The sequence below is a fragment of the Streptomyces sp. PL-29 genome (assembly GCF_058344425.1).
This window is the reverse complement of sequence record NZ_CP136996.1, coordinates 2058475-2082131: the sequence shown is the minus strand read 5'-3', so window position 1 is coordinate 2082131 and position 23657 is coordinate 2058475. Positions and strand designations below refer to the sequence as shown.

Sequence of the window (23657 nt, the reverse complement as noted above, 5' to 3'; positions counted from 1 at the left end):
CGACACGTTCAGTTCTACCGACGCCCCGACGGCCTGGCAAAGGCCCCGCCTACTAGCCCGCCTCGTACGCCTGGGCCCCCCACGCCTCGCCCAAACCTGACGAAAAGTGGTCGAAAGGGTGCTCCTTGACCTCCTAGCCGCCGTCGTATGTGACCTGCGTCCTGTGGGCCGCCTCACCGGCGAGGGCCCCCGACCTCACCCTCGGTGGTCCGACGCGTACCGCTCCGCGGCAGCCGTACGGCCGTCACCGTCCCCGGAATCGAAGGAGACGGGTGCATCGAACGCCGCCCTGCGCGTCGCCCGCCGCAAGGCCCTGAGCAGGGTGCCGCCGAGCGTGAGCGTCAGGACGACCGTCAGCGCCGCCCGGCCCAGGTCCCAGCCCAGCGACGTCGCCAGGCAGTAGGCGAGGAAGCGCACGAGGTTCGCGGCCACCGGATCCCCCGGATGGAAGGAGACGCCCTGCCCCATGCCCTGGAGGATCACCCACCCCTGCAGGTTCATGATCGTGCCGTACCCGAAGGCACCCGCGAAGCCGTACGCGGCCAGCATCAGCAGCTCCGCCCGGCCCCGGATCCGCTCCGGGCCCGGCAGCAGCCCCGCGCCCAGCGCGAACCAGCCCATCGCCAGCATCTGGAACGGCATCCACGGCCCGACGCCGCCCGTCAGCAGGGCGGAGGCGAACATCGTCACCGAGCCCAGCACGAACCCGAAGCCCGGACCGAGGACCCGGCCGGCCAGCACCAGCAGGAAGAACATCGGCTCCAGGCCGGCCGTGCCCGCCCCCAACGGCCTCAGCGCCGCCCCGACGGCCGCGAGCACGCCGAGCATCGCCACCGCCTTCGCGTCCATGCCGTTGTCCGCGATCGTCGCCACGACGACGGCGACGAGGAGGGGCAGCAGCGCCGCGAAGAGCCACGGGGCGTCCTGGGAGTGCGCCAGCCCCGACTGCCGGTCCGCCAGGAGCGGCCAGCCGAAGGCTGCGATGCCGATGAGACTGACCAGCACCAGGGCGGCGGCGGCCCGGGGACCGATCCGCACCGGCCGGCTGACCGGGCGGGTCATCGGGTCGCCGCCGTGTCGAGGGCCTCGGCGACCTGGCCGACGGTGAGCCAGTGGCCCGGCGCCAGCACCTTCGCCACCTGCGGCGCGAAAGCCGGGGAGGACACCACGACCTCCGCGGTCGGCCCGTCCGCCACGACCTCTCCGCCCGCCAGGATCACCACGCGGTCGGCCAGCTCGGCCGCCAGCTCCACGTCGTGGGTGGCCAGGACGACGGCGTGGCCGTCGGCGGTCAGACCTCGCAGGATCTCGATCAGGCGGGCCTTGGCGGCGTAGTCCAGACCCCGGGTGGGCTCGTCGAGCAGCAGCAGGGCGGGCCGGCCCGTCAGCACCAGGGCCAGCGCCAGGACCAGGCGCTGGCCTTCGGAGAGGTCCCGGGGGTGGGTGTCGTCGGGGACGCCGGGCAGCAGCTCCGAGACGAGGTCGCGGCAGGTGCCGGGGGGCACGGCGGCGTCGGAGTCGGCGGCGGCGCACTCGGCGGCGACCGTGTCGGCGTAGAGCAGGTCGCGGGGCTCCTGCGGGACCAGGCCGACACGGCGCACCATCTCGGGCGGAGGAGTGCGGTGCGGGGCCCGGCCGCCGACGGTCACCGCGCCGGTGGTGGGGGTGAGCGTACCGACGAGCGTCGACAGCAGGGTGGACTTGCCGGCGCCGTTGCGGCCCATCACGGCGATGGTCTCGCCGGGAGCCACCGTGAGGTCGATGCCGCGCAGCACCTCGGTGCGGTCACGGCGCAGGCCGAGGTTCCGCACCCGAGCGGTGTCGCTTGCGGCGGGCTCGGCACCTTCGGCGCGCACGGTGGTGTCCGGCTTGCCGCCGCCCCGGCGCAGTATGCGGGCGAGCAGGCCGGGTGCGGCCCCGCCCCCGATGGGGGCTGCGCCCCCGGCCGCCCCCGCCCCGGACACCGGCGAGGTCGCGGGCGAGGCCGCAACACCAGGCCCCGGGGGCGTGCGGTGCGCCGGTCCGGGCAGAGCCCTGGACACGGCGCCGCGGGCGGCCCCGGGGGCAGGAGTCGACGCCAGACGGCTACGCAGCGGCGCGGCCCGGCGGCGGGCGTCGCGGACCGAGAGGGGGAGCGGGGACCAGCCCGCAACACGGCCCAGGGAGACCACCGGCGGGCAGACGGGGGAGACGGCCATCACCTCCGCCGGGGAGCCCAGGACCGGCGCCGCGCCGCGGGCCGGCAGCAGCAGGACGCGGTCGGCGTACTGCACCACCCGCTCCAGCCGGTGCTCCGCCATCAGCACGGTCGTGCCCAGGTCGTGGACCAGCCGCTGGAGGACCGCCAGGACCTCCTCGGCCGCCGCCGGGTCCAGCGCGGACGTCGGCTCGTCCAGCACCAGCACCTTCGGGTGCGTCGTCAGCACCGAGCCGATCGCCACCCGCTGCTGCTGGCCGCCGGACAACGTCGCGATCGGCCTGTCCCGCAGCTCGTTCAGGCCCAGGAGGTCCAGGGTCTCCTCCACCCGGCGGCGCATCACCGCGGGCGGCAGGCCCAGGGACTCCATCCCGTAGGCCAGCTCGTCCTCCACCACGTCCGTCACGAAGTGCGCCCGCGGGTCCTGGCCCACCGTGCCCACCACGTCCGCGAGCTCCCGCGGCCGGTGCGTGCGCGTGTCACGGCCCGCGACCGTGACCCGGCCGCGCAGGGTGCCGCCCGTGAAGTGCGGGACCAGCCCGCTCACCGCCCCCAGCAGCGTGGACTTGCCGACCCCGGACGGGCCGACCAGCAGCGTCAGCTCGCCCTCCGGGATCTCCAGGTCCACGCCCCGCAGCGAAGGGGCGGAGGCGCCGTCGTAGACGACCGACACCTGCTCGAAGCGGATCACTGCGACGCCTCCTTCGGCGGTACGGGTGCCACGAGGGCGGGCAGCAGACCGATCAGGACCGCGGCCGCCGGCCACAACGGCAGCGAGGGAGCCTCCAGCGGGACCACCCCCGGGTGCATACCGGTCGGATCGACACCGCCGGCATGGATGAGCAGACCCGCGACGGCCGCCCCGGAACCGGCGACCAGCCAGGCGCGCGCCCCCCACCGGTCCGGCCGGTAACGGGTGCGGACCGACCGGCGCCCGCCGAGCCGCAGCCCCGCCAGCGCCAGGACCACCCCGATGCCGAGCACGGGCAGCCCGTACGCGGCGCCCTGCGCGGCCAGCAGACCGTACGTGCCCGCGCACATGCCGAGCAGCCCGCCGAGGGTGAGGACGGTGGTCGTGTGCCGGACGGCCGGCGGGACCCGGGCCGTACGGCCGTAGCCGCGGGCGTCCATCGACGCGGCGACCGCGACCGAGCGTTCCAGGGCGCCCTCCAGCACCGGCAGGCCGATCTGCAGGACGGCCCCGATCCCGCCGGTGGGACGCCCGCGCAGCCTGCGAGCGGTGCGCAGGCGCACGACGTCGGCGACCATGTTCGGCGCGAAGGTCAGGGCAACGACGACGGCGACCCCCGCCTCGTACAGGGCGGCCGGCAGCGACTTCAGCAGCCGGGCCGGATGGGCGAGGGCGTTCGCCGCACCCACGCAGACCAGGAGCGCGGCCAGCTTCGCACCGTCGTAGAACGCGAAGACGACCTGCTCGGCGGTGACCCTGCCGCCGAACCGGATGCCCTGCGCCCACGCGGGCAGCGGCACCTCGGGGAGGACGAAGAGGGTGTGCGTGCCGGGTATGGGCGAACCCAGCAGCATCGAGAAGAGCAGGCGCAGGCCGATGACGACCAGGCCGAGCTTGAGGAACGCCCCGTAGGAGCGGGCCCAGGGAGCATCGGTGCGGCGGGCCGCGACCACGAATCCGGCGACGCCGACGATCAGTCCCAGCAGGAGCGGATTGGTCGTGCGGGACGCCGCGGTGGCCAGACCCAGGGCCCACAGCCACCAGGCCCCCGCGTGCAGGGCGGTGGCCCGGCCGTCACGCGGGGGCCCGAACCGCTCGTATGCCGACCTGCGCGGGGAACGCGCCGCCCCGGGCGCGCTCCGGCGGGCCGGGGGCACGTCGCCGGGCGCGGCTCCGGTGTGTGCCCCGGCCGGGGCTCCCGCGCGTCCTCCGGCGGATGCTCCGGCCGGGCTTGCGGCGGGGCCACCGGCCGGGCGCGGGACGGAAGGGGTCATCGGCCCCGGCGGCGGGACTGCCACACGCCCGCGGCGGCCAGGGCTGCGACCGCGGCGATGCCCACCAACAGACCGGCGGACGGGCCGCCGCCCGGGGCGGACCCGGACGGCTCCGCGGAGGCCCGGGCCGCGCCCGTCTCGGCGATCTGCTCCCCACAGCCGTGCTGCGGGTAGCCCGAGATCGCGCAGAGCAGCGCCGCACTGTTGTAGCGCAGCGGCTTCGCGACCGCCGCCAGCGCCTCGGCCGTCGTCGCCTCCGGCGCCACCTGCGCGCAGGCCGTGCGCGGGGCCTCCTGCGGTACAACCTCACCTGTGGGGGCGTCCGCCTGCACGCCGAAGTCGATGACGAGGGCCACCCGCTTGCGGCCCTCCGCCGGGGCGGTCGCCCCGCACACGGCCTCGAAGTCGGCCGCGGCCCGCGGCGTGGCCGCCTCCGCCGCCGCGTCCCTGCTGACCGCGAAGCGGAAACCCTGGACGGAACCGTCCGCGGGCCGGGCCAGCGACGGCCCCTGCGCGGCGTACGACCACTGGCCGCCCGCGCCGTCCCAGAACGACCAGTAGCGGTAGCCGGCGGCCAGCGCCGGAGCGGCGGCCAGCAGGGCCAGGACGACGCCGAGGGTGAACGCCGCGGCGGGCAGGCGGCGGCGCATCAGAGCTGGTTCTTCCTGCGACGGCCGCTCAGCAGGATGCCGATGCCCATACCGGCAGCCGCGCCCGCACCGATGATCCACCAGATGTTCTGGCCGCCGGACGGCTTCTCCTTCTCGCCCTTCACCTCGCTCGCGCCGGTGTCCGCGCCCTGCGGGGCCGGGCCGGTGGCGTTCAGCGCGGCCACGAGGTCGGTGCCGCCGAAGGACTTCGGGTCGGTGCCGGTGGCGTGCGCAGCCAGGACCAGGGTGCCCAGGGCCGCCGGGGAGCCCTCGGCCCACGCGGCGGAGTTGGTCTTCAGCCACTGCAGCGCGCCCGCCGCCGACTGCTTGTGCCCGGCCGCGGCCAGCGCGATCACCGCGTCGGCGGTGTTGCCGGGGTCCGGGGTCGGCTGGTCCGCCCCGGGGGTGAGGGCGGTCAGGTGGCCGTCCTTCCCGAGGGCCTCGGCCAGGTAGCCCGCGGCGCCCTGGGCGGCGGCCTCGGCGTCGGCCGCCGGGTCCGCGGCCGGCGCCGCCGGACAGGTCAGCGGCGTCGCGGGGGTGTCCGTACCGGACGGGACGACGGCCGCGCCCTTGCCGAGGCCGGCCAGCGCCGCGGCGGCCGTGGCGTCGGCGTTGGCGACCAGCTTGCCCTCGACCGGCTGGAACGCGAAGGCGCCCCGGTCGGCGGCCGGCTCGGTGGCGCAGCCCAGTTGGAAGGAGAGCAGCGCCTCGTAGGGGGACTTGCCCGCCTTCGACTTCGTTTCGGCCGGCTTCTCGCCCGCCGCGGCCAGGGCGCTGATGACGAGGGCGGTCGAGTTGGCGTCGGTGCCGGTGTCCATGGCGCCGCCGGGGTTGGAGCTCCAGCCGCCGTCCTCGTTCTGTACGGACTTCAGCCAGCCGATCGCCTTCTTGACGCTGTCGTCGCGGCCGCCGAGTGCGGTCAGCGCCTGTACGGCCGCGGCCGTCGCGTTGGAGTCGATGTACGCGGTCGCGTCGCAGTCCTTGGTGGTGTCCGCACGGAAGGCGGCGAAGGAGCCGTTCGCGCACTGCTGACCGACCAGCCAGTCCACGGCCTGCTCGGCGGGCTTGACGCCGACGGTGTCCTGGGCGAGCAGCGCGAAGGACTGCCGCCACACGCCGTCGAAGGAGGGGTCCTTCTTGCCGTAGAGGCCGGAGGGGATGACCGGGGGCGCGGAGGGGGACGGCGGCGCGGTGTCGGCGAGGGCCGCGGGGGCGACGCCCACGCAGAGCACGGCGGAGGCGGCGAGCGCGGCGGCGCTGCGGCGGACGGTCATGGGGGAGGGTGCCTCTCCTGCTGGGGAACCGGGGCAGGCACGCACGGGCACCGGGCTCCGGCTCCGTTTTCCTCGACGGTGCCGGCCGCCGGGAGGACCGGCGGCGCGAGCCGCGCACTCGGCGTACGGGGCATTCCGGCTTCCCGCCCGGGGTGGTGCCGGGGGCGGGTCACGGTTGCGGGTCAGCGTCGGAATCGCACCGGCTTCCCCCCGTACGGGTGTGGACGACCGCCTCACTCTACCGGCCCGTAGCCCCCGGGCCCGGGGTGGCCGGTGCCGCCGAGTGCGGGGCCCTTGCCTGCAGCCCCGTGAGGGGCCGGCGTCCGGCCCCGTCCGCGGCCCCGTGTCCGGTCCTGCGCCCGCCGTCACAGCGCCCGGTACGCCACCGGGTCGGTGCCCGGGACCGCCTCGGCGCGGCCCTGCTTGACCAGGCGCCGCAGATGCGCCTCCGCTTCCGAGACGGCGATGTTGCGGGAGCCGTACGGGATCTGTTCCCAGGGCCGGTTCCACTCCATCCGTTCGGCCAGCGCCCACGGGGTCAGCGGTTCGGCGAGCAGCGCCCGCAGCCCTGCCAGGCGCTCCTCGTGGTGGTGCAGGAGCTCGCGCACGCGGCTGGGAGCGTCGGTGAAGGCGTGCTGGTGGGCGGGCAGTACCTCGGCGGGCTCCAGCCGGCCGATGCGTTCGAGGGAGTCGAGGTAGTCGCCGAGGGGGTCGGTGACGCGGGTGTCGTCGGGGGCCTCGTAGAGGCCGACGTGCGGGGAGATGCCGGGCAGCAGGTGGTCGCCGGAGAAGAGGCGGCCGTTGCCGGGGAGTCCCGCCGGGTGCCGTTCCTCCAGGTGCAGGCAGACGTGGCCGGGGGTGTGGCCGGGTGTCCAGACGGCGCGCAGCCGGCGTCCGGCGAGGGGGAGCAGTTCGGCGGGGACGATCTCCCGGTCGGGGACGGCGGCGCGCAGCCCGGGCAGGGTTCGCATGCGGCCGCTCGCGCGGGCGGCGCGCAGCGGGGCGATGTGCTCCTCGGGCGCTCCGGCGGCGGCCAGCTTCGCGCTCAGGTAGTCGCACCACACGCCGGGCTCGGCGGAGCGGGTGCGCAGGACGACCTCGGTGTCGGCGGCGTGCATGGCGATCCACGCGCCGGCCGCCTCGCGGACCCGGCCGGACAGTCCGTGGTGGTCGGGGTGGTGGTGGGTGATGACCACGCCGTGGACGTCGGCGACCGCGATGTCCAGGGCGGCGAGGCCGGCGACGAGCGCGTCCCAGGACTCGGGGTCGTCCCAGCCGGTGTCGACGAGGACCGGGCCGCGGTCGGTGTCGAGGACGTGGACGAGGGTGTGCCCGAGAGGGTTGTCGGGAATGGGCACCTTGATCCCCCACACGCCTCCGCCGTGATCGGTGACCTGTGACGTGTCCTGAGACATGATCCCTCCGGCTGTCGGCCGTCCTCGGGCGAGAACGTGTTCCATTAGTAGCCCAAGTCGACCATCTGGACGGCTTTCTGGCTAGTCGTTTGATCTTCTCCCCGCTTCCGTCCCGGCCGTGGACTCCTGGAACTAGAACTGGTATCAGTTCGGAAACGCCAAGCCGCAGGAGGCCTCAGCCATGACGGAGCTCGTGGAACACGGACAACTGTTCATCGGCGGCGAGTGGGTCGATCCGCTGGGCACCGACACCATCCGGATCGTCTCCCCACACACCGAGCAGGTCATCGGCTCCGTCCCGCACGCGTCCGAGGCCGATGTCGACCGGGCCGTCGCCGTCGCGCGCAAGGCCTTCGACGAAGGCCCCTGGCCGCGGATGACGTTGGAGGAGCGGATCGCGGTCGTCGCCCGCATCAAGGACGCCATCGCCGTCCGCCACGAGGAGATAGCCCGCTCGATCAGCTCCCAGAACGGCTCCCCCTACTCCTGGAGCGTCCTCGCCCAGGCGCTCGGCCCGATGATGGTCTACGACGCCGCGATCACCGTCGCGCGCGCCTACCCCTACGAGGAGTACCGCCGGGGCGTGCTCGGCCCGATCCTGGTGCGCCGCGAACCTGTGGGCGTCGTCGCCGCCGTCATCCCCTGGAACGTCCCGCAGTTCGTAGCGGCCGCCAAGCTGGCTCCCGCGCTGCTGTCCGGCTCCACCGTGATCCTCAAGCCCTCCCCGGAGGCGCCGCTGGACTCCTACATCCTCGCCGACATCGCGCGTGAGGCCGGAGTGCCCGAGGGTGTGCTGTCGATCCTGCCCGCCGACCGCGAGGTCGGCGAGTACCTCGTCGGCCACCCCGGCATCGACAAGGTGGCCTTCACCGGCTCCGTCGCCGCCGGCCGGCGCGTGATGGAGGTCGCCGCGCGCAACCTCACTCGGGTGACCCTCGAACTCGGCGGCAAGTCCGCCGCCGTCGTCCTCCCCGACGCCGACGTGGCGACCGCCGTCGCCCAGATCGCCCCCGCCGCCTGGATGAACAACGGCCAGGCCTGCGTGGCCCAGACCCGGATCCTCGCCCCGCGCAGCCGCTACCAGGAGGTGGCCGAGGGCCTCGCGGCGGCGGCCGGCGCGCTTGTCGTCGGCGACCCGCTCGACCCGGCGACGCAGCTCGGCCCGCTCGTCGCGCAGCGTCAGCAGCAGCGCTCCTTCGACTACATCCGGATCGGCCAGGAAGAGGGCGCGAAGGTGCTGGCGGGCGGCGGACGTCCGGCCGGCCTCGACCGGGGCTGGTACGTGGAGCCCACGCTCTTCGGCGACGTCGACAACTCCATGCGGATCGCCCGTGAGGAGATCTTCGGCCCCGTCGTCTGCCTGATCCCCTACGGGGACGAGGAGGAGGCCGTACGCGTCGCCAACGACTCGGAGTTCGGCCTCAGTGGCAGCGTCTGGACCGGCGACGTCGAGCACGGCATCGACTTCGCCCGGCGGATCCGCACCGGTACCTTCAACGTGAACACCTTCAGCCTGGACATGCTGGGGCCGTTCGGCGGCTACAAGAACAGTGGCCTCGGGCGGGAGTTCGGCCCCGAGGGCCTGGGCGAGTACCTGGAGCACAAGATGATCCACCTGCCCGCCGGCCACGAGGCGGGTGCCTGATGGCAGACCGCTGGCAGGTCGAAGTGGACCGCGGGGTCTGCATCGGTTCGGGCATGTGCGTGAACCACGCCCCGGAGGGCTTCGTCCTGGACTCGGCGCGCCAGTCCCACCCCCGCAACCCGCGGTCGGACGCGAGCGAACCGGTCCTCGCGGCGGCCGAGGGCTGCCCGGTGGAAGCCATCATGATCACCGTGGCCGCCACCGGCGAACCGGTCTTCCCACCGGAGGAGTAGGCGGCGGGGAAGCGGTGGTGGGGCGGGCCGGCGACCCCGCCCCACCACCGCAACGATCACTCCCGCTCGGCTGCGCTCCGCTCGACGCAGAACTCGTTGCCCTCAGGGTCGGCCAGGGTCACCCATCCGGTGCCATCGGGCCTGCGGTGGTCGCCGACGACGGTGGCGCCGAGGGCGAGGATGCGCTCCACCTCCTCGTCGCGGGTGCGGTCCTGTGGCTGAAGGTCCACGTGGACGCGGTTCTTGACACTCTTGGCGTCGGGAACGGTCACGAAGAGCAACGCCGATCCGGGTGCCGTGACCAGTGCCTCGGGATCCCCGGGAACGTCGTCGTCGCCGAGTGAGCCGTCCAGCACGGCGGCCCAGAAACGGCCCAGTGCATAGGCGTCGGAGCAGTCAACAGTGATGTGTCGCACGAGAGAAGTCATGGGGCGCACTATCGGACGCGGCGGTGACCCCCGTCCAGCGGGTTTGGCGCGGGCGGACCGGTCGGGCCCGGGGCGGCTCCGGCGGCAGACATCCCCGCGAGCCGCCCCCGCCCCCGACCGCGGCCCCGCCCTGCTCCTCGAAGCCTCCGGCAATCGGTTCAGGACTTTTCCGGCGCCGTCAGGTCGATCAGGCGGCAGACCGTTTCGATGTCGATCTTGACCTGGGCGATCGAGGCGCGGCCCGACAGCCACGTGATCAGCGCCGAGTGCCAGGTGTGCTCGATGACCCGGACCGCCGACAGCTGTTCCGCCGTCGGTGGGTTTTCCAGGCCCATCGCGTCCAGGATGATCGCCGTGGTCAGGCGGGACACGGTGTCGACCTCGGGGCTCACGCTGCGGTCCGCGAAGGTCAGCGCGCGCACCATCGCGTCGGCCAGCTGCGGTTCCCGCTGGAGGGCGCGGAAGGCGCGCATCAGGGTCTCCGCGACCCGGGCCGCCGGCTCGTCCTCGGCGGGTGGGCGCTTGCGCAGCGTGGTGTGCATGTGCTGGAGCTGGTCCTGCATGGTGGCGACCAGCAGGTGCACCTTGGACGGGAAGTACCGGTAGAGGGTGCCCAGGGCCACCCCGGCGGCCTCGGCGACCTCGCGCATCTGGACGGCGTCGAAGCCGCCCCGGCTGGCCAGCTGGGCGCTCGCGTGCAGGATCCGGCGGCGGCGCGCCTCCTGGCGCTCCGTCAGGGGAGGCGATGCCGGTGTGGTGACGGCCTTCACTTCCGCACTCATGTGTCCCGTTCCGTGTCGTTGCGCGGGCTGGCCCCGAGCTGATCCGCAGCCAGCATCTCAGGCGCCGTTGTCGTGGCGTGAATCACCTGCTCCACCTCTTACGGTGTGGTTTCCGGCCGGTAGATTCAATGCTCTTGGACGGATCAAGTCTGAAACTTGTTCTACATTATCCGAGCGGTTACGCTCCGGCGAAAGTGCAGTGAGAAAGGGGCCGAGAGTGACCGCTGAGGCCGTGGCGACGAGCCCTTTCACGGGTCCCGCCGACGACGGTGAGCGTCCGCTGCGCATCGCCCTCCTCACCTATAAGGGGAACCCGTTCTGCGGCGGTCAGGGCGTCTACGTCCGCCACCTCTCGCGCGAGCTGGTCCGCCTCGGGCACTCCGTCGAGGTCATCGGCGCGCAGCCCTACCCGGTGCTCGACACGGGTGCCACGCTCACCGAACTCCCGAGCCTCGACCTGTACCGCAGCCCGGACCCGTTCCGCACGCCGGGGCGCGACGAGTACCGGGACTGGATCGACGCGCTGGAGGTCGCGACGATGTGGACCGGCGGCTTCCCCGAGCCGCTGACGTTCTCGCTGCGGGCCCGCCGTCATCTGCGTGGGCGGGCGGGCGAGTTCGACGTCGTCCACGACAACCAGACCCTCGGCTACGGTCTCCTCGGCGACCTCGGCGCGCCCCTGGTGACGACGATCCACCACCCCATCACCGTCGACCGCAGGCTCGACCTCGATGCCGCGCAGGGCCGCCTGAAGCGGGCCTCCGTACGCCGCTGGTACGCCTTCACCCGCATGCAGGGCCGGGTGGCCCGCAGACTGCCGTCCGTGCTGACCGTCTCCGGGTCCTCCCGGCAGGAGATCGCCGACCACCTTGGCGTCCGTGACGAGCGCATCCACGTCGTGCACATCGGTGCCGACACCGATCTGTGGTCGCCGGACGCGTCGGTGGCCGAGGTGCCGGGCCGTATCGTCACGACCTCCAGCGCCGACGTTCCCCTGAAGGGCCTCGTGTTCCTCGTCGAGGCGCTCGCGAAGCTGCGCACCGAGCAGCCCGACGCCCACCTCGTCGTGGTCGGCAAGCGTGCCGAGCAGGGTCCCGTCGCCCGCGCCATCGAGACGTACGGCCTCCAGGACGCCGTCCGCTTCGTGAAGGGCATCACCGACGCCGAGCTCGTCGACCTGGTGCGCAGCGCGCAGGTGGCGTGCGTACCGTCGCTGTACGAGGGCTTCTCGCTCCCGGCGGCCGAGGCCATGGCCACCGGCACCCCGCTCGTCGCCACCACCGGCGGTGCGATCCCCGAGGTCGCCGGCCCGGACGGGGAGACCTGCCTCGCGGTGCCGCCCGGCGACGCCGGCGCCCTGGCGGGGGCGCTGGGCCGGATGCTGGGCGACCCGCAGCTGAGGGCCCGGCTCGGCGCGGCCGGACGCGAACGGGTCCTGACCCGTTTCACCTGGGCCGCGGCCGCCGAGGGCACCGCCGCGCACTACCGTGCTGCCATCGAGCGGTCCCGGTCCGACCGCAGCCGCCGCGCGCGGTGACCTCCCGCCTCCTCCTCACCGTCCCCACCCCCGAACACCCCCGCGACCGCGAAGGCAGGACCCCGTGCTGACCGTCGATTTCTCCCGGTTCCCGCTCGCCGCAGGCGATCGCGTACTCGATCTTGGCTGCGGCGCAGGCCGGCACGCCTTCGAGTGCTACCGGAGAGGCGCCCAGGTGGTCGCCGTCGACCGCAACGGCGAGGAGATCCGCGAGGTCGCCAAGTGGTTCGCCGCGATGAAGGAGGCCGGTGAGGCCCCGGCCGGCGCCACCGCCACCGCGATGGAGGGTGACGCCCTGGCGCTGCCCTTCCCCGACGACTCGTTCGACGTGGTCATCATCTCCGAGGTGATGGAGCACATCCACGACGACAAGGGCGTGCTCGCGGAGATGGTTCGTGTGCTCAAGCCCGGCGGGCGCATCGCCATCACCGTTCCGCGCTACGGTCCGGAGAAGATCTGCTGGGCGCTGTCCGACGCCTACCACGAGGTCGAGGGCGGGCACATCCGCATCTACAAGGCGGACGAACTGCTGGGCAAGATGCGGGCCGCGGGCCTCAAGCCGTACGGCACGCACCACGCGCACGGGCTGCACTCCCCGTACTGGTGGCTCAAGTGCGCCTTCGGCGTGGACAACGACAAGGCGCTGCCGGTCAAGGCGTACCACAAGCTCCTGGTCTGGGACATCATGAAGAAGCCGCTGGCCACACGGCTGGCGGAGCAGGCCCTCAACCCGCTCATCGGCAAGAGCTTCGTGGCGTACGCGACCAAGCCGCACCTCCCCGTCGGCGCGGCCCAGTGAGCTCGCCCGGGCGTACCGAACACCTCGTCCTGGAAGGCGTGCTGACGGCGGAGCAGGCCGCCCGGACGGTGGCGGGCATCCTCGCGGTGCAGCGGGCCGACGGTGCCATCCCGTGGTTCCGCGGCCACCACCTCGACCCGTGGGACCACACCGAGGCGGCGATGGCGCTGGACGCGGCCGGTGAGCACGAGGCCGCCGAACGGGCCTACGCGTGGCTGGCCCGGCACCAGAACCAGGACGGATCCTGGTACGCGGCCTACGCCGACCGGCCGGGTGGTGTGGACACCGCCGAGCCGCAGGACGCGAGCCGCGAGAGCAATTTCACCGCCTACCTGGCCGTCGGTGTCTGGCACCACTACCTGTCCACCGGCGACGACGCCTTCCTCGACCGCATGTGGCCGTCCGTCTACGCGGCCGTGGAGTGGGTTTTGGCGCTCCAGCAGCCCGGCGGTGAGATCGGATGGAAGCGGGAGGCGGACGGAACGGCGGTCACGGATGCGCTGCTGACCGGGTCGTCGTCCATCCACCAGGCGCTGCGCTGCGCGCTGGCCATCGCCGAGCACCGCGAGGAGCCGCAGCCGGACTGGGAGCTGGCGGCGGGCGCGCTGCGGCATGCGATACGCCGTCACCCCGAACGGTTCCTGGACAAGGACCGCTACTCGATGGACTGGTACTACCCGGTCCTCGGAGGCGCCCTGACCGGCGCGGAGGCGAACGCGCGGATCGAGGAGCGCTGGGACGAGTTCGTGGTCCCGGACCTGGGGGTGCGGTGCGTCCTGCCGAACCCGTGGGTGACGGGCGGCGAGTCCTGCGAGCTGGCGCTCGCGCTGTGGGCGACGGGGGAGTCGGACCGGGCGCTGGAGATCCTGCGGTCGATCGGGCACTTGCGCGCGGACAACGGCATGTACTGGACGGGGTACGTCTTCCAGGACGAGGCGGTGTGGCCGGTGGAGCAGACGACGTGGACCGCCGGGTCGCTGCTGCTGGCCGTCGCCGCGCTGGGCGGGGACGAGGCGACCACCGAGGTGTTCGGCGGCGGTGCGCTGCCGGCCGGGCTGGAGCCGGACTGCTGCGGCTGAGCTGGACCCGACGGACGGATCGGGGTCCTTCCCGCCCGTGGCGGGGAGGACCCCTTCATGTGTGCGGGCGGTGCGGGGCCCGGCGGCGTCAGCGGCGGTAGAGCCAGCCGGCCACGGCGTGGCCGATCAGGACGTAGACGACGGCGGCCAGGCCGTAGCCGACGACGACCTGGACCCATTCGCGGCTGAAAGTGAACAGGTCGTAGGACCAGCCGGCCAGCCAACTGGCGGCGTCGTGGATGAAGTTGACCAGCTCGTTGCCCTGATTGGCGTCCAGGAACCAGAGCAGGATCCACAGGACGATCACGAAGGCAAGCACGTCCGCCACCAGAGCGACGGCCCGGCCTGCCTGACTGCTTCCTCGGGTGCGTACTCGCGTGTGTGAGACCATGCTGCGCGTGTTGCCGCCCGGGCGCGTCGCAAACCCGAACGGGTCCGCCGGGTGGCGGGCCCCGGGAGGCGGGGTGAGGCTGCGGGGGACGTCTGAGTCCCCGGAGGAAACCGTGTCCGTACCCACGACCGTCCGATTCCGTCGCGCCCTCACGGCGGTGGTCCTGTCGACCGCGCTGCTCGCCGGTGCCACCGCCTGCGGCAGCGGTGGCGGTTCCCAGCGGGAGGAGCTGTCCGCCGCTTCGATGGGTGAGCTGGCCGCGCTCGCCGCAGCGGAGCCGGCGGCGGCGGAGGCCGACGAGCGGGCGGCGGTGACGCCCTCGCCGAGCACGTCCGCCGAGAAGCAGAAGTTCGCCAAGACGCGGTTCGTCGCCAATGCGTCGCTCGCGGCGGGTGCCACGTACCAGTGGATCGTCAAGCCGTACCGTGAGGGCAAGTTCAAGAAGGGCGCGAAGGGTCGGACGTTCGCGCTGATCAAGGCGGGTCTGGCGGGCGCGTTCGCGTACAACCGGCTGAAGGCGGCGGCCGACAACGCCCAGGGCGACCCGCTGCTGTCGAAGGCGATGGCCCCGCTGATGGCGGGCATCGAGTCGTTGAAGGACCTCGGCAGCAAGCTGCGCAAGGGGCAGGCGGGCGACGCCGACATCTCGTCCTTCGACGACGTGATCAAGAGCGTGAAGGAAGCCGGTAGGAGCGCGGGTGCCGAGGTGACCGACAAGGTTCCGAGCACCTCCGAGCTCGGTGGCTGAAGCCGGCCCGCTGGGCCGTGGCAGTGGCCGTGGCCGTGGCGGTGGCCGCGGTCCCGGCATCCCTGCGGCCGGGTCGGCCCCGTGGCCGGGGCGGGCGTCACAGCCCCCCGGCCGCGGGGCTGTTTCAATGGGCGGGTGATCGAGTACGTGGTGCTTGCCGGCGGGGTCGTCGGGGTCGGATGGCTGGTGCGGCGCAAGCACAGGGCGCGGCTGGCCGCCGGGCCCGTGCCCGGGATCCCGGGGATGGCGCGGCAGCCGGCGGGTACGGGTCGCTGGCGGCCGGGGCGGGTGTACGCCGACGGGGGCGCGGCCCGCTGGGTTCCCGACCGTGGGGAGGTCGTGGCGCTGCCCGGGGGGCGGGCGACCGGCCTGCGGGCGCCGTCGATGAAGGAGGGGATCTCCATCCATCCCGGCTCGCGGATCGTGACCTGCTGCTACGACGGCGGCGGGAGCATCGAGATCGCCGTGATGCCGCTGGACGTGCGGGAGCTGCTGGAGGCCCTGCCGCAGGCGGGGTAGCCGAGGATCGGCCGTCTCCGGGCTCCAACCTCCTGATTCCGTCCTCCGGTCCGGGGCTGACGGGCTGACGGGCTGACGGGCTGACGGGGTTCCGGGGCACCGCGGCTCCGGGCGGGTGCCTCAGCCGTTGAGCTCCGCCAGGACGCGCAGGGTGTGCGGGTCCGGGGCCGTGACCAGGAGGTCCGTGACCGGGCCGGTGCGCCACAGGTCCAGCCGTTCCGCGATCCGCTCGCGCGGTCCGATCAGGGAGATCTCGTCGGCGAACGCGTCCGGGACGGCGAGGACCGCCTCCTGCCTGCGGCCCGCGAGGAAGAGCTGCTGGATGCGGTGGGCCTCCTCCGCATAGCCCATGCGGGCCATCAGGTCCGCGTGGAAGTTGCGGGAGGCGTGGCCCATGCCGCCGATGTAGAAGCCGAGCATCGCCTTGACCGGCAGCAGGCCCTCGGAGACGTCGTCGCAGACGCGCGCCCGGGCCATCGGCGCGATCATGAAGTCTTCGGGGAGGTCGGCCAAGGCGGCCCGGTAGACGTCCGTGCGGGTCGGTGACCAGTACAGGGGCAGCCAGCCGTCCGCGATCCGCGTGGTCTGGGCGATGTTCTTGGGGCCTTCGGCGCCCAGGAGGAGCGGCAGGCCGGCGCGCAGCGGGTGGGTGATCGGCTTGAGGGGCTTGCCGACCCCGGTTCCGTCCTCGCCGCGGTACGGGTGGCGGTGGAAGCGGCCGTCGAGGGCGACGGGCCCCTCGCGGCGCAGGACCTGGCGGATGACGTCGACGTACTCGCGGGTGGCGGTCAGCGGGCTGGCGGGGAACGGGCGGCCGTACCAGCCCTCGACGACCTGCGGGCCGGACAGGCCCAGGCCCAGCATCATCCGCCCGCCGGAGAGGTGGTCCAGGGTGAGGGCGTGCATGGCGGTGGCGGTGGGGGTGCGGGCGGCCATCTGCGCGATGGCGGTGCCCAGGCGGATCCGGGTGGTGTGCGCGGCGATCCAGGTCAGGGGGGTGAAGGCGTCGGAGCCCCAGGCTTCGGCGGTCCACACCGAGTCGTAGCCGAGGCGCTCGGCCTCGGTGGCGAGGCGCAGGTGGGCCGGGTCGGGGCCGCGACCCCAGTAGCCCAGTGCGAGTCCGAGGCGCATGGCGGGTCCCTCCGGCCGTAACTGACGATGCGTCAGGTGACTGTAGAGCAACGGCCCCCGGCCCGGAAGGGCGGCGTCCACGCACCGGGCCGCACCGGGCCGCACCGGGCCGCACCGGGCCGCACCGGGGCGCACCGGGCCGGGCCGGCGCGGCTGCTCCGTGCAGGCAGTGCCGAGAACGCGCTTCGCCCCACCGGAGACCGGTGGGGCGAAGCGGTGGGACTGCGGACGCGGGCGCGGATCAGCCGCGCTGGATGCCCGAGGTGTCGTTCAGGATGCCGCGACGGCCGTCCTGCGTCTGCGCGACCAGGGCGGCCGCGCCGCGCTGCTCGACGGCCAGGTACCAGGTGCCCGGGGCGAGTTCGGCGATCTGAGCGGACGAGCCGTCCTCGGCGAAGAGGGGGCGGGCCACCGGCACCGCGAACCAGAACGGGCTGAAGTCCGTCGCCGGGGCGGGCGCTGCGGCCGCGTGGTGGCCGGCGCCCGAGTCCTGCGGGCCGGGTGCCGGAGTCGGCGTGCCCCCGTACGGCGGGACCGGCTGCGGGGTGGAACCGTAGGGCTGCTGCCCGCCCGGGTAGCCGTAGCCGGCACCCGGCTGCGGCTGGCCGCCGTAGGGCTGCGGGGCGGCGGGCCGCGACTCCGGCACCAGCGCACCGGCGAGCGCCGGGAGCTTCGCGCCGAAGAGGGCCACACCGGCCAGAGCCAGGGTGGCGAGGAAGGCGATGACGGCGCCCGCGCCCAGGTCGAGCGTGCTCGGGCAGGTGATCAGGGCCCACAGCGCGGACCAGGCGGACGAGACGGCGAGGACCGTGCCCCACGCCGACATCGGCAGGCCGAGCACCTTGCGGCTCTCCGGCAGGAAGCGGCCCGCGACGAGCAGACCGGCGGCGATGAACCCGAGCAGGAAGACGCTGGGCAGCACCAGGCGGTAGGAGTCGGTGTCCCACGCGCTCGGTAGGTCGCCACCCGTGGTGGAGTAGAAATCGAGGAACGAGGCGATGAACAGCAGCGCCGCTGCTCCGATCACCACGCCGTCGCCTCGAGTGAGGGAGCGGATGTTCACGTCTTAGGTGTCCTTCTCGGTCTCGGTCGTCTCGTGGTGCCGCGGTCGCAGCGCAGTTCGTGCCTGCAGCAGACGGGCGGCACCATGGTACGGATGTATCCCGCAACCGAGAGGATCGGGGCGGCGGGCGCCCCGGCGGGACGCCCGAGAGGGACTACCCGCCCAGGAAGCCGACGATGCCGTCCGCGATGCCCTGAGCCGCCTTCTGCCGCCACTGCGGACTCGTCAGCTGTGCCGCGTCCTTGGCGTCACGCATGTTGCCGCATTCGATGAACACCTTGGGCCGAGTTGACAGGTTCAGCCCGCCCAGATCGTCGCGGACCACCAAGCCGGTACCCCCGCCCAGGTAGTTGGCGGGTGCCGAACCGGTGGTGCGGGCGAAATTCCCGGCGATCCGTTCGCCGAGATCCCGTGAGGGACCGACGATCTTCGTGGTGTCGGCGGCGCCGCTCTTGACCTTGGCCGGGAGGATCACGTGGAAGCCGCGGTTGCCGGCCGAGACGCCGTCGGCGTGGACGGACACGACCGCGTCGGCGTTCGCCTCGTTGCCGATCCGGGCGCGCTCCGTGATGCACGGGCCCCAGGCGCGGTCGCCCGTCTCGTGGGTGAGGACCACCTTCGCCCCCTGGGCCTCCAGGGCGGTCCGCAGGCGCTTCGACACGTCCATGGTGAACTCCGCTTCCATGTAACCGGAGTTGGTGGTCGTGCCGGTGGTGTCGCACTCCTTGCGGTGGGTGCCGACGTCGACCTGCTGGTCGATCTCGCCGGTGTGCCTGAAGTTCCCGGTGTTGTGCCCCGGGTCGACGACCACCGTCTTGCCGGTGAGCGGACCCTTGGCCGGAGCCGGTACGGGCGCCGCCGCGGGTGCGTCCGGGCTGCCGCTCGGGCTGCCGCTCGGCGTGGAGCCCGGCTTCGCGTCCCGCTGGCCCGGCGACAGGGACGAGTGCGAGGCGGGCTGCGGCGCCGCGCCGGACCGGCTCGCGTCCGGCCCGGCCCCGGACAGGGCCTGCGTCAGGACCCAGCCCGCGAGGCAGGCCGGGGCGAGTGCGGCGATCCCGACCACGAGCGTGGAGCGTCGGGTGAACCAGTGCCGGTCCGGATTCGCCGAGGAGCCGGACTCGGGGGGCGGGGGGCTGTCGTCGTAGCGCACGTCCGCGATGCTAGACCGCAGCCCCGCGGCCCGGCCGGTACTGCGCCATCCGGGGGCGTGGTGCGCTTATATGAGCGGTGGTGTCAGATTCCCGGGCCTGTGCGGCGCAGCACGCGCAGCGAGTCGGTGACCGAGACCTCCTCGAAGGCCCCCGAGGCCAGGGCCCGCAGATAGATCCGGTACGGAGCCTGGCCGCCGTCCGCCGGGTCCGGGAACACGTCGTGGATGACGAGCGTGCCGCCCTCCGCGACGTGCGGGGCCCAGCCCTCGTAGTCGCCGGCGGCGTGCTCGTCGGTGTGGCCGCCGTCGATGAAGACGAAGCCCAGCTTGCCGCCCCACGCCGCCGCGACCTGCGGGGAGCGGCCGACGATCGCGATCACGTGCTCCTCCAGCCCGGCCCCGTGCAGGGTGCGGCGGAAGGTGGGGAGGGTGTCCATCAGGCCGACCTCCGGGTCCACGACCGTCGGGTCGTGGTACTCCCAGCCGGGCTGCTGCTCCTCGCTGCCGCGGTGGTGGTCCACGGTGATCGCGGCCACGCCGGCCTCGCGGGCGGCGTCGGCCAGCAGGATCGTGGAGCGCCCGCAGTACGTGCCGACCTCCAGCAGCGGCAGTCCGAGCGCCCCGGCCGCGGCGGCCGCCTCGTACAGGGCGAGGCCCTCCCGTACGGGCATGAACCCCTTGGCGGCCTCGAAGGCGGCGAGGGTCTCCGGCTTGGGGGTGGCCATGTCGTTCCTCCTGCTGAGCTCCGTGTGGCGGCCCATGCTGCCCTACCGCCGGGTAGGGGTCCATGCCGGGGTCGCCGCGGGTGTGCGGCGGGTCAGCGGCCGAACAGCCGGGACAGCCCGCCGCTCCCGCCCGGCCCCTCGACGCGCCGCTGCTCGCGTACGGCCCGCCGGAATTCCGACCGGGTGTCGGAGACCTCCTGCGCCAGCCACTGCATGCCCGAGAGGAAGGGCAGCCGGTGCAGCAGCAGGTCCATGTGCGCCAGCGCGCTCACCGGGTCGCCCGCCTCGCCGATGCTGCGCAGGACGCGGTGTGCCACTTCGGGATCGCCGTACTCGGCCAGCTCCGCCAGGTCCGGGAAGAGGCGCCAGTACAGCTCGGCGGCCCCGGTGAAGTCGCCGACCAGCCAGGCGTCGTGCGCCAGTCGGCGCCGCACGTCGAGCAGGACGGGACTGTCGGCGGTCAGTGCCCACTCCAGGTCTGGCAGCAGCGGCGCCAGCCAGGCACGTTCGCTCTCCGCCCGCTCCCGCGTGCGCATGTCCCACTGGCCGTCGCGGTCGCGGGCGCCCCGGTGCATGGCCGAAGCCAGGTGGTAGCGGGCGGTCAGCGTGACGATTCCGTGCGCGCCGAACACCCTCCCGGCCTGCCCGATGAGCTCGCGCAGCTCCGCCTCGTGGCGCCGGCCGTCGCCGGGGCCATGGGCCGCGGCCTCGCCGACGCAGGTGACACGGGCGGTGATCGTCTCCGGATGTTCCAGACCCAGGACCCGAACCATGCGCGGCAGGATGCGTTCCAGGTCGGTCGCGGACCGCCGGCGGAGCCGCACCGCCCGGTGGTAGGCGGCACGGACCGTGAGCGCGTCGTGTGCGCCCAGCTCCTCCGTCAGGTCGTCGACCAGCATGGCGAGCCGGTCGACGACATCCGTGGGGGAGTCCTCCAGCAGCTGCGTCAGCCGCCGGTCCAGCATCAGTCGGACCGCGTCGTCGGCCGCCGTGTGCACGGTGGGCGCGTACGAGGGCGGAGGTGGGTACGGCGAAGCCTCCTGCGGTGCGGGGGCGCCGGGGACTTCGCCGCGGGTGGCTCCGGCGAGCCGCCGGGAAACCTCCGCCGCGTCCGCGGGCCGGTCACGGGGGTCCTTCGCCAGCAGGTCCCGTACGAGGGAGTCCAGCGCGGCCGGCAGCCCCGCCCGCAACGCACTCGGCGCGGGCGGCTCGGCCGTGAGGTGCTGCGCGAGGAGCTCGTGCATCTCGCCGGCGGCGAACGGCCGGCTGCCGGTGAGCAGCTCCATCAGCACGCAGCCGAGGGCGTACAGATCTGCCCGGCCGTCGACCGGGACCCCGCCCGCCCCACCGGTCCACCGCTCGGGAGCCATGTACGGGAGCGAGCCGATGACCATCCCGGTGCCGGTCAGATCCGTACCCGCCCCGGCCCCGGCCCCGGCCCCCGCCCCGGCCTTGGCGATACCGAAATCGAGGACCTTCACCGTGCCCGCATCGGTGACCATGACGTTCGCGGGCTTGACGTCCCGGTGCACGATCCCGGCGGCGTGCGCGGCCCCGAGCGCGTCCGCGATCCGGCCGGCCCACTCCAGGGCGTCTGCGAGCGGCGGCACACCGTCCGCCAGGACGTCGGCCAGGCTGCGGCCGCGCAGCAGCTCCATGACCAAGAAGACGGCATCGCGCCCGTCGCGTTCCATCCGGCCGAAGTCGTGGACGGTGGCGATGTTGGGATGGGCGAGGTTGCCGGCGAGGCTCGCCTCCCGCTCGAAGCGGCGGGTGTCCTCGGGGGTCTGGGGATAGCCGATCTTGACGGCGACCCGACGCCCGATCCGTCCGTCCTCGGCCCGCCACACCTCACCGAAGCCGCCGCGGCCGAGCAACTCCTCCAGTGCGTACCGGTTTTCGATCAGTTCCCCCACGTGGGCATTATCGCCGAAGGCCGGTCCGGCTCGGCGAATCGGGTCACCGAAAGAGGTGGCGACGGCTACGCTCGGCCACGGCACCGGCAACCGGCTTGGGGGTGACCGTCCATGGTCGGCGTGCGCGATCTCGATCCCAGCGCCTCACCGCTGGACTACTACGGCTCCGAACTGCGCCGCCTGAGAGAGGACGCGGGCCTCAACCAGGCGCAGCTCGGCAGCATCGTCTTCTGCACGGGCTCGCTGATCGGCCAGGTCGAGACCACGCGGAGGGTCCCGACACGGGACTTCTCGGAACGCGTGGACGCGGCGCTCGGCACGGGCGGGGTGTTCTCGCGGCTGGTGGGGCTCGTGCTGCGGAGCCAGCTGCCGACGTGGTTCCAGGCGTATGCGGAGATGGAGGCGCGGGCGTCCTATCTCTCCACCTACCAAGCGCAGTTGGTGGATGGGCTGCTGCAGACGGAGGAGTATGCCCGGGCGGTCTTGGGGGTGTGGAGCGACGATCTCGACGCGAAAGTCGCCGCGCGGATGGAGCGACAGCGCGTACTCGACCGCGAGAACCCGCCACTGATGTGGGTGGTGATGAGCGAGGCCGTGCTGCATCAGGAGATCGGTGGCCGGGACGTCATGCGGAATCAACTCGCCCATTTGTTGGCCCAACAGGGGCGGCAGTGGGTGCAGGTGCAGATCCTGCCCTTCGAGGCGGGCGCCCACGCTGGGCAGCCGGGGTCGTTCAGCCTCCTGCGGTTCGACGACGACCCGGACATTGTCTATACGGAGGACTTTGTCCAGGGTCATATGACGGCCAATCCGCAGGCTCTCAGGGAAGGTTCACTCCGTTACGATCATTTGCAGGCTGCCGCCCTCTCGCTGGAGGAATCGGCGGTCCGGATCGCCCGCGTAATGGAGGAACGTTATGGAGCTCATCCAGAACCTGCCGGGCGCACGGTGGCGTAAGTCCTCGTACAGCTCCGACACCGGCGGACAATGTGTCGAGTGTGCCCCGCTCGGAGCCCTGGCCTGGCGCAAGTCCTCGTACAGCGGCGACACCGGCGGCAATTGCGTCGAGGTCGCGGCCCAGCCGTGCCTCGTCGCCGTGCGGGATTCCAAGGTCCCCGAGGGGCCCGTCTTCACCGTCCGCCCCGCCGCTTTCGAGGCGTTCGTGAGGGCCGTCTCTGTGTGATCCGCCCTCTACTCGGGGCGAGGAAGCGGGGGACATGGAGCAGGTGCAGCCGTTCCAGGCCGTCGGCGTGCTCGGGCAGGGCGGGACGGGGCGGGTGCATTTCCAGTCGGAGGCCGCCGGTCAGCGCGAGGCGCCCCGCATCGGGTTCGGCACCGAGGCCTCCTGGGGGTCGGCCACTGCCGACTGGACCTGCGTCCTCGCCGTGCGGGAGGGCAACCTCTCGGTCTGGTTGGGCCTCCGGGCGAAGCCGTACACCAGGGGTGCCTGCGAGACGCAGGCGAAGGACGGCGCCCGCGCCGCCCTGAAGGCCGCCCGGCGAAGCTGACCCGCGCGGCCGCGGCCCGCCCCCTCCGGGCGGCCGGCGCTGCTTTGCGGACGCTCCCTAGCGGGAGGGCGGGCCCAGGCGGCGGCCGTTGCTCGTGCCGCACGCCAGGCAGACCATCCAGTCGCCGAGCAGGCCGTCCTCCCGCAGGTGCGGCTCGGAGGCGACGTTCGACTCCTCCTCGCCGCAGAACATGCAGTCACCGTCCTCGCCCTCCAGGCGCCGCATGGGGACGGGTGGTGTGCCTGTGCGGTGCTCGCAGCCGAGCCAGCCGCACCCAGGGCATTCCCACCACGCCTCGGGGCGTCGCGCCGGTGCCGCTCCGCCCCAGCGGTTGCGGCGGAGCGCGACCGTGAAGGGCGTCAGTGTGCGCCCGCAGCGCGGGCAGTCGGGGGTGGTCATGCGGACCTTCCTTTCCGGGGTGGAACCTCTCCCCATGGTCTGCCCAGTGGCCGCGGGCGGGGACCCCGCACCCTGCTGGGCGGTGGACGCGAAGAACGCCTGC

Annotated in this window: 25 protein-coding genes; 10 read left to right on the top strand and 15 right to left on the bottom strand. The window is 73.6% G+C overall.

The genetic code is table 11. The features are described from left to right. Positions 1-195: 195 nt before the first annotated feature. The 6 genes from R4Z63_RS09500 to R4Z63_RS09475 form a co-directional block, all read right to left on the bottom strand. A complete protein-coding gene (locus tag R4Z63_RS09500; protein ID WP_384456168.1) occupies positions 196-1062 on the bottom strand; it encodes an ECF transporter S component in 867 nt (288 codons plus the stop codon). Further along, positions 1059-2888: an ABC transporter ATP-binding protein gene (locus R4Z63_RS09495; protein WP_384456171.1), complete on the bottom strand. Its 1830-nt coding sequence runs from the start codon at positions 2886-2888 to the stop codon at positions 1059-1061. Before R4Z63_RS09495 ends, R4Z63_RS09500 begins: the two co-directional genes overlap by 4 nt. Next, positions 2885-4045 carry an energy-coupling factor transporter transmembrane component T gene (locus R4Z63_RS09490; RefSeq protein WP_037927441.1) on the bottom strand — a complete coding sequence of 387 codons (1161 nt, stop codon included), beginning with the start codon at positions 4043-4045 and terminating at the stop codon, positions 2885-2887. Before R4Z63_RS09490 ends, R4Z63_RS09495 begins: the two co-directional genes overlap by 4 nt. Positions 4046-4158: 113 nt before the next feature. Next, positions 4159-4812 (bottom strand): SCO2322 family protein, encoded by a 654-nt coding sequence (locus tag R4Z63_RS09485; RefSeq protein ID WP_384456174.1) that lies wholly within the window; start codon positions 4810-4812, stop codon positions 4159-4161. Continuing rightward, on the bottom strand, positions 4812-6086 hold the full coding sequence (locus tag R4Z63_RS09480; protein WP_384456177.1) for an SCO2321 family membrane protein: 1275 nt from the start codon (positions 6084-6086) through the stop codon (positions 4812-4814). Before R4Z63_RS09480 ends, R4Z63_RS09485 begins: the two co-directional genes overlap by 1 nt. 365 nt (positions 6087-6451) lie before the next feature. After that, a complete protein-coding gene (locus R4Z63_RS09475) occupies positions 6452-7501 on the bottom strand; it encodes a Strvi_7410 family MBL fold metallo-hydrolase (RefSeq protein ID WP_037927435.1) in 1050 nt (349 codons plus the stop codon). A gap of 181 nt (positions 7502-7682) precedes the next feature. Here R4Z63_RS09475 and R4Z63_RS09470 point away from each other — a divergent pair, with 181 nt between their 5' ends. Both R4Z63_RS09470 and R4Z63_RS09465 read left to right on the top strand, forming a co-directional pair. After that, positions 7683-9146, top strand: coding sequence for an aldehyde dehydrogenase (locus R4Z63_RS09470; RefSeq protein ID WP_384456180.1), 1464 nt, complete (start codon positions 7683-7685; stop codon positions 9144-9146). Continuing rightward, the gene (locus tag R4Z63_RS09465; RefSeq protein WP_037927426.1) at positions 9146-9379 is read left to right on the top strand and encodes a ferredoxin; all 234 of its coding nucleotides are present in this window, start codon (positions 9146-9148) and stop codon (positions 9377-9379) included. The genes R4Z63_RS09470 and R4Z63_RS09465 overlap by 1 nt, the downstream gene beginning before the upstream one ends. Before the next feature lie 56 nt (positions 9380-9435). On the opposite strand, the gene R4Z63_RS09460 is transcribed toward R4Z63_RS09465, so the two are convergent. Both R4Z63_RS09460 and R4Z63_RS09455 read right to left on the bottom strand, forming a co-directional pair. After that, positions 9436-9807, bottom strand: coding sequence for a VOC family protein (locus tag R4Z63_RS09460; RefSeq protein ID WP_384452349.1), 372 nt, complete (start codon positions 9805-9807; stop codon positions 9436-9438). Between the two features lie 158 nt (positions 9808-9965). After that, on the bottom strand, positions 9966-10589 hold the full coding sequence (locus tag R4Z63_RS09455) for a TetR family transcriptional regulator (protein ID WP_037927420.1): 624 nt from the start codon (positions 10587-10589) through the stop codon (positions 9966-9968). 217 nt (positions 10590-10806) lie between these two features. On the opposite strand from R4Z63_RS09455, the gene R4Z63_RS09450 reads away from it, so the two are divergent. From R4Z63_RS09450 to R4Z63_RS09440, 3 genes are all read left to right on the top strand, one after another. Further along, positions 10807-12126, top strand: coding sequence for a glycosyltransferase family 4 protein (locus tag R4Z63_RS09450; RefSeq protein WP_384452354.1), 1320 nt, complete (start codon positions 10807-10809; stop codon positions 12124-12126). 64 nt (positions 12127-12190) lie between these two features. Then, positions 12191-12925, top strand: a complete 735-nt coding sequence (locus R4Z63_RS09445) for a class I SAM-dependent methyltransferase (protein WP_030852354.1) — start codon at positions 12191-12193, stop codon at positions 12923-12925. Beyond that, positions 12922-14004 carry a prenyltransferase/squalene oxidase repeat-containing protein gene (locus tag R4Z63_RS09440; RefSeq protein ID WP_384452357.1) on the top strand — a complete coding sequence of 361 codons (1083 nt, stop codon included), beginning with the start codon at positions 12922-12924 and terminating at the stop codon, positions 14002-14004. Before R4Z63_RS09445 ends, R4Z63_RS09440 begins: the two co-directional genes overlap by 4 nt. Positions 14005-14092: 88 nt before the next feature. Here the strand turns inward: R4Z63_RS09440 and R4Z63_RS09435 are convergent, their stop codons facing one another. Beyond that, on the bottom strand, positions 14093-14395 hold the full coding sequence (locus R4Z63_RS09435) for a hypothetical protein (RefSeq protein WP_384452360.1): 303 nt from the start codon (positions 14393-14395) through the stop codon (positions 14093-14095). Between the two features lie 112 nt (positions 14396-14507). Here R4Z63_RS09435 and R4Z63_RS09430 point away from each other — a divergent pair, with 112 nt between their 5' ends. Then, positions 14508-15143, top strand: a complete 636-nt coding sequence (locus R4Z63_RS09430; RefSeq protein ID WP_384452363.1) for a hypothetical protein — start codon at positions 14508-14510, stop codon at positions 15141-15143. Between the two features lie 135 nt (positions 15144-15278). After that, positions 15279-15662 (top strand): hypothetical protein, encoded by a 384-nt coding sequence (locus R4Z63_RS09425; protein WP_037927398.1) that lies wholly within the window; start codon positions 15279-15281, stop codon positions 15660-15662. Positions 15663-15782: 120 nt separating this feature from the next. Here the strand turns inward: R4Z63_RS09425 and R4Z63_RS09420 are convergent, their stop codons facing one another. The 5 genes from R4Z63_RS09420 to R4Z63_RS09400 form a co-directional block, all read right to left on the bottom strand. Continuing rightward, the gene (locus R4Z63_RS09420; protein ID WP_384452367.1) at positions 15783-16793 is read right to left on the bottom strand and encodes an LLM class F420-dependent oxidoreductase; all 1011 of its coding nucleotides are present in this window, start codon (positions 16791-16793) and stop codon (positions 15783-15785) included. A 241-nt stretch (positions 16794-17034) separates the two neighbouring features. Continuing rightward, positions 17035-17856, bottom strand: coding sequence for a DUF5336 domain-containing protein (locus R4Z63_RS09415; RefSeq protein WP_037927392.1), 822 nt, complete (start codon positions 17854-17856; stop codon positions 17035-17037). Between the two features lie 154 nt (positions 17857-18010). Continuing rightward, positions 18011-19006 carry an N-acetylmuramoyl-L-alanine amidase gene (locus R4Z63_RS09410; protein WP_384452371.1) on the bottom strand — a complete coding sequence of 332 codons (996 nt, stop codon included), beginning with the start codon at positions 19004-19006 and terminating at the stop codon, positions 18011-18013. A gap of 83 nt (positions 19007-19089) precedes the next feature. Then, positions 19090-19731 carry a class I SAM-dependent methyltransferase gene (locus tag R4Z63_RS09405; protein WP_037927386.1) on the bottom strand — a complete coding sequence of 214 codons (642 nt, stop codon included), beginning with the start codon at positions 19729-19731 and terminating at the stop codon, positions 19090-19092. A gap of 92 nt (positions 19732-19823) precedes the next feature. Next, the gene (locus R4Z63_RS09400; RefSeq protein WP_384452375.1) at positions 19824-21647 is read right to left on the bottom strand and encodes a serine/threonine-protein kinase; all 1824 of its coding nucleotides are present in this window, start codon (positions 21645-21647) and stop codon (positions 19824-19826) included. A gap of 111 nt (positions 21648-21758) precedes the next feature. Here R4Z63_RS09400 and R4Z63_RS09395 point away from each other — a divergent pair, with 111 nt between their 5' ends. Genes R4Z63_RS09395 through R4Z63_RS09385 form a run of 3 tightly spaced genes read left to right on the top strand, consistent with a single transcriptional unit; the run spans position 21759 to position 23155 of the window. Then, positions 21759-22604, top strand: coding sequence for a helix-turn-helix domain-containing protein (locus R4Z63_RS09395; protein ID WP_037927380.1), 846 nt, complete (start codon positions 21759-21761; stop codon positions 22602-22604). Next, a complete protein-coding gene (locus R4Z63_RS09390) occupies positions 22564-22830 on the top strand; it encodes a DUF397 domain-containing protein (protein WP_037927377.1) in 267 nt (88 codons plus the stop codon). The genes R4Z63_RS09395 and R4Z63_RS09390 overlap by 41 nt, the downstream gene beginning before the upstream one ends. Before the next feature lie 34 nt (positions 22831-22864). Then, positions 22865-23155 (top strand): hypothetical protein, encoded by a 291-nt coding sequence (locus R4Z63_RS09385; protein ID WP_384452380.1) that lies wholly within the window; start codon positions 22865-22867, stop codon positions 23153-23155. A 57-nt stretch (positions 23156-23212) separates the two neighbouring features. On the opposite strand, the gene R4Z63_RS09380 is transcribed toward R4Z63_RS09385, so the two are convergent. Then, a complete protein-coding gene (locus R4Z63_RS09380) occupies positions 23213-23554 on the bottom strand; it encodes a hypothetical protein (protein ID WP_384452383.1) in 342 nt (113 codons plus the stop codon). Positions 23555-23657 lie beyond the last annotated feature (103 nt).

Bases quoted from the DNA above. Each gene is read 5' to 3' on its own strand.
- R4Z63_RS09385 (WP_384452380.1), top strand. From the start codon at position 22,865: ATGGAGCAGGTGCAGCCGTTCCAGGCCGTCGGCGTGCTCGGGCAGGGC.
- R4Z63_RS09405 (WP_037927386.1), bottom strand. From the start codon at position 19,731: ATGGCCACCCCCAAGCCGGAGACCCTCGCCGCCTTCGAGGCCGCCAAG.
- R4Z63_RS09455 (WP_037927420.1), bottom strand. From the start codon at position 10,589: ATGAGTGCGGAAGTGAAGGCCGTCACCACACCGGCATCGCCTCCCCTG.
- R4Z63_RS09485 (WP_384456174.1), bottom strand. From the start codon at position 4,812: ATGCGCCGCCGCCTGCCCGCCGCGGCGTTCACCCTCGGCGTCGTCCTG.
- R4Z63_RS09500 (WP_384456168.1), bottom strand. From the start codon at position 1,062: ATGACCCGCCCGGTCAGCCGGCCGGTGCGGATCGGTCCCCGGGCCGCC.
- R4Z63_RS09395 (WP_037927380.1), top strand. From the start codon at position 21,759: ATGGTCGGCGTGCGCGATCTCGATCCCAGCGCCTCACCGCTGGACTAC.
- R4Z63_RS09480 (WP_384456177.1), bottom strand. From the start codon at position 6,086: ATGACCGTCCGCCGCAGCGCCGCCGCGCTCGCCGCCTCCGCCGTGCTC.
- R4Z63_RS09460 (WP_384452349.1), bottom strand. From the start codon at position 9,807: ATGACTTCTCTCGTGCGACACATCACTGTTGACTGCTCCGACGCCTAT.
- R4Z63_RS09380 (WP_384452383.1), bottom strand. From the start codon at position 23,554: ATGACCACCCCCGACTGCCCGCGCTGCGGGCGCACACTGACGCCCTTC.
- R4Z63_RS09470 (WP_384456180.1), top strand. From the start codon at position 7,683: ATGACGGAGCTCGTGGAACACGGACAACTGTTCATCGGCGGCGAGTGG.
- R4Z63_RS09435 (WP_384452360.1), bottom strand. From the start codon at position 14,395: ATGGTCTCACACACGCGAGTACGCACCCGAGGAAGCAGTCAGGCAGGC.
- R4Z63_RS09420 (WP_384452367.1), bottom strand. From the start codon at position 16,793: ATGCGCCTCGGACTCGCACTGGGCTACTGGGGTCGCGGCCCCGACCCG.
- R4Z63_RS09475 (WP_037927435.1), bottom strand. From the start codon at position 7,501: ATGTCTCAGGACACGTCACAGGTCACCGATCACGGCGGAGGCGTGTGG.
- R4Z63_RS09465 (WP_037927426.1), top strand. From the start codon at position 9,146: ATGGCAGACCGCTGGCAGGTCGAAGTGGACCGCGGGGTCTGCATCGGT.
- R4Z63_RS09390 (WP_037927377.1), top strand. From the start codon at position 22,564: ATGGAGCTCATCCAGAACCTGCCGGGCGCACGGTGGCGTAAGTCCTCG.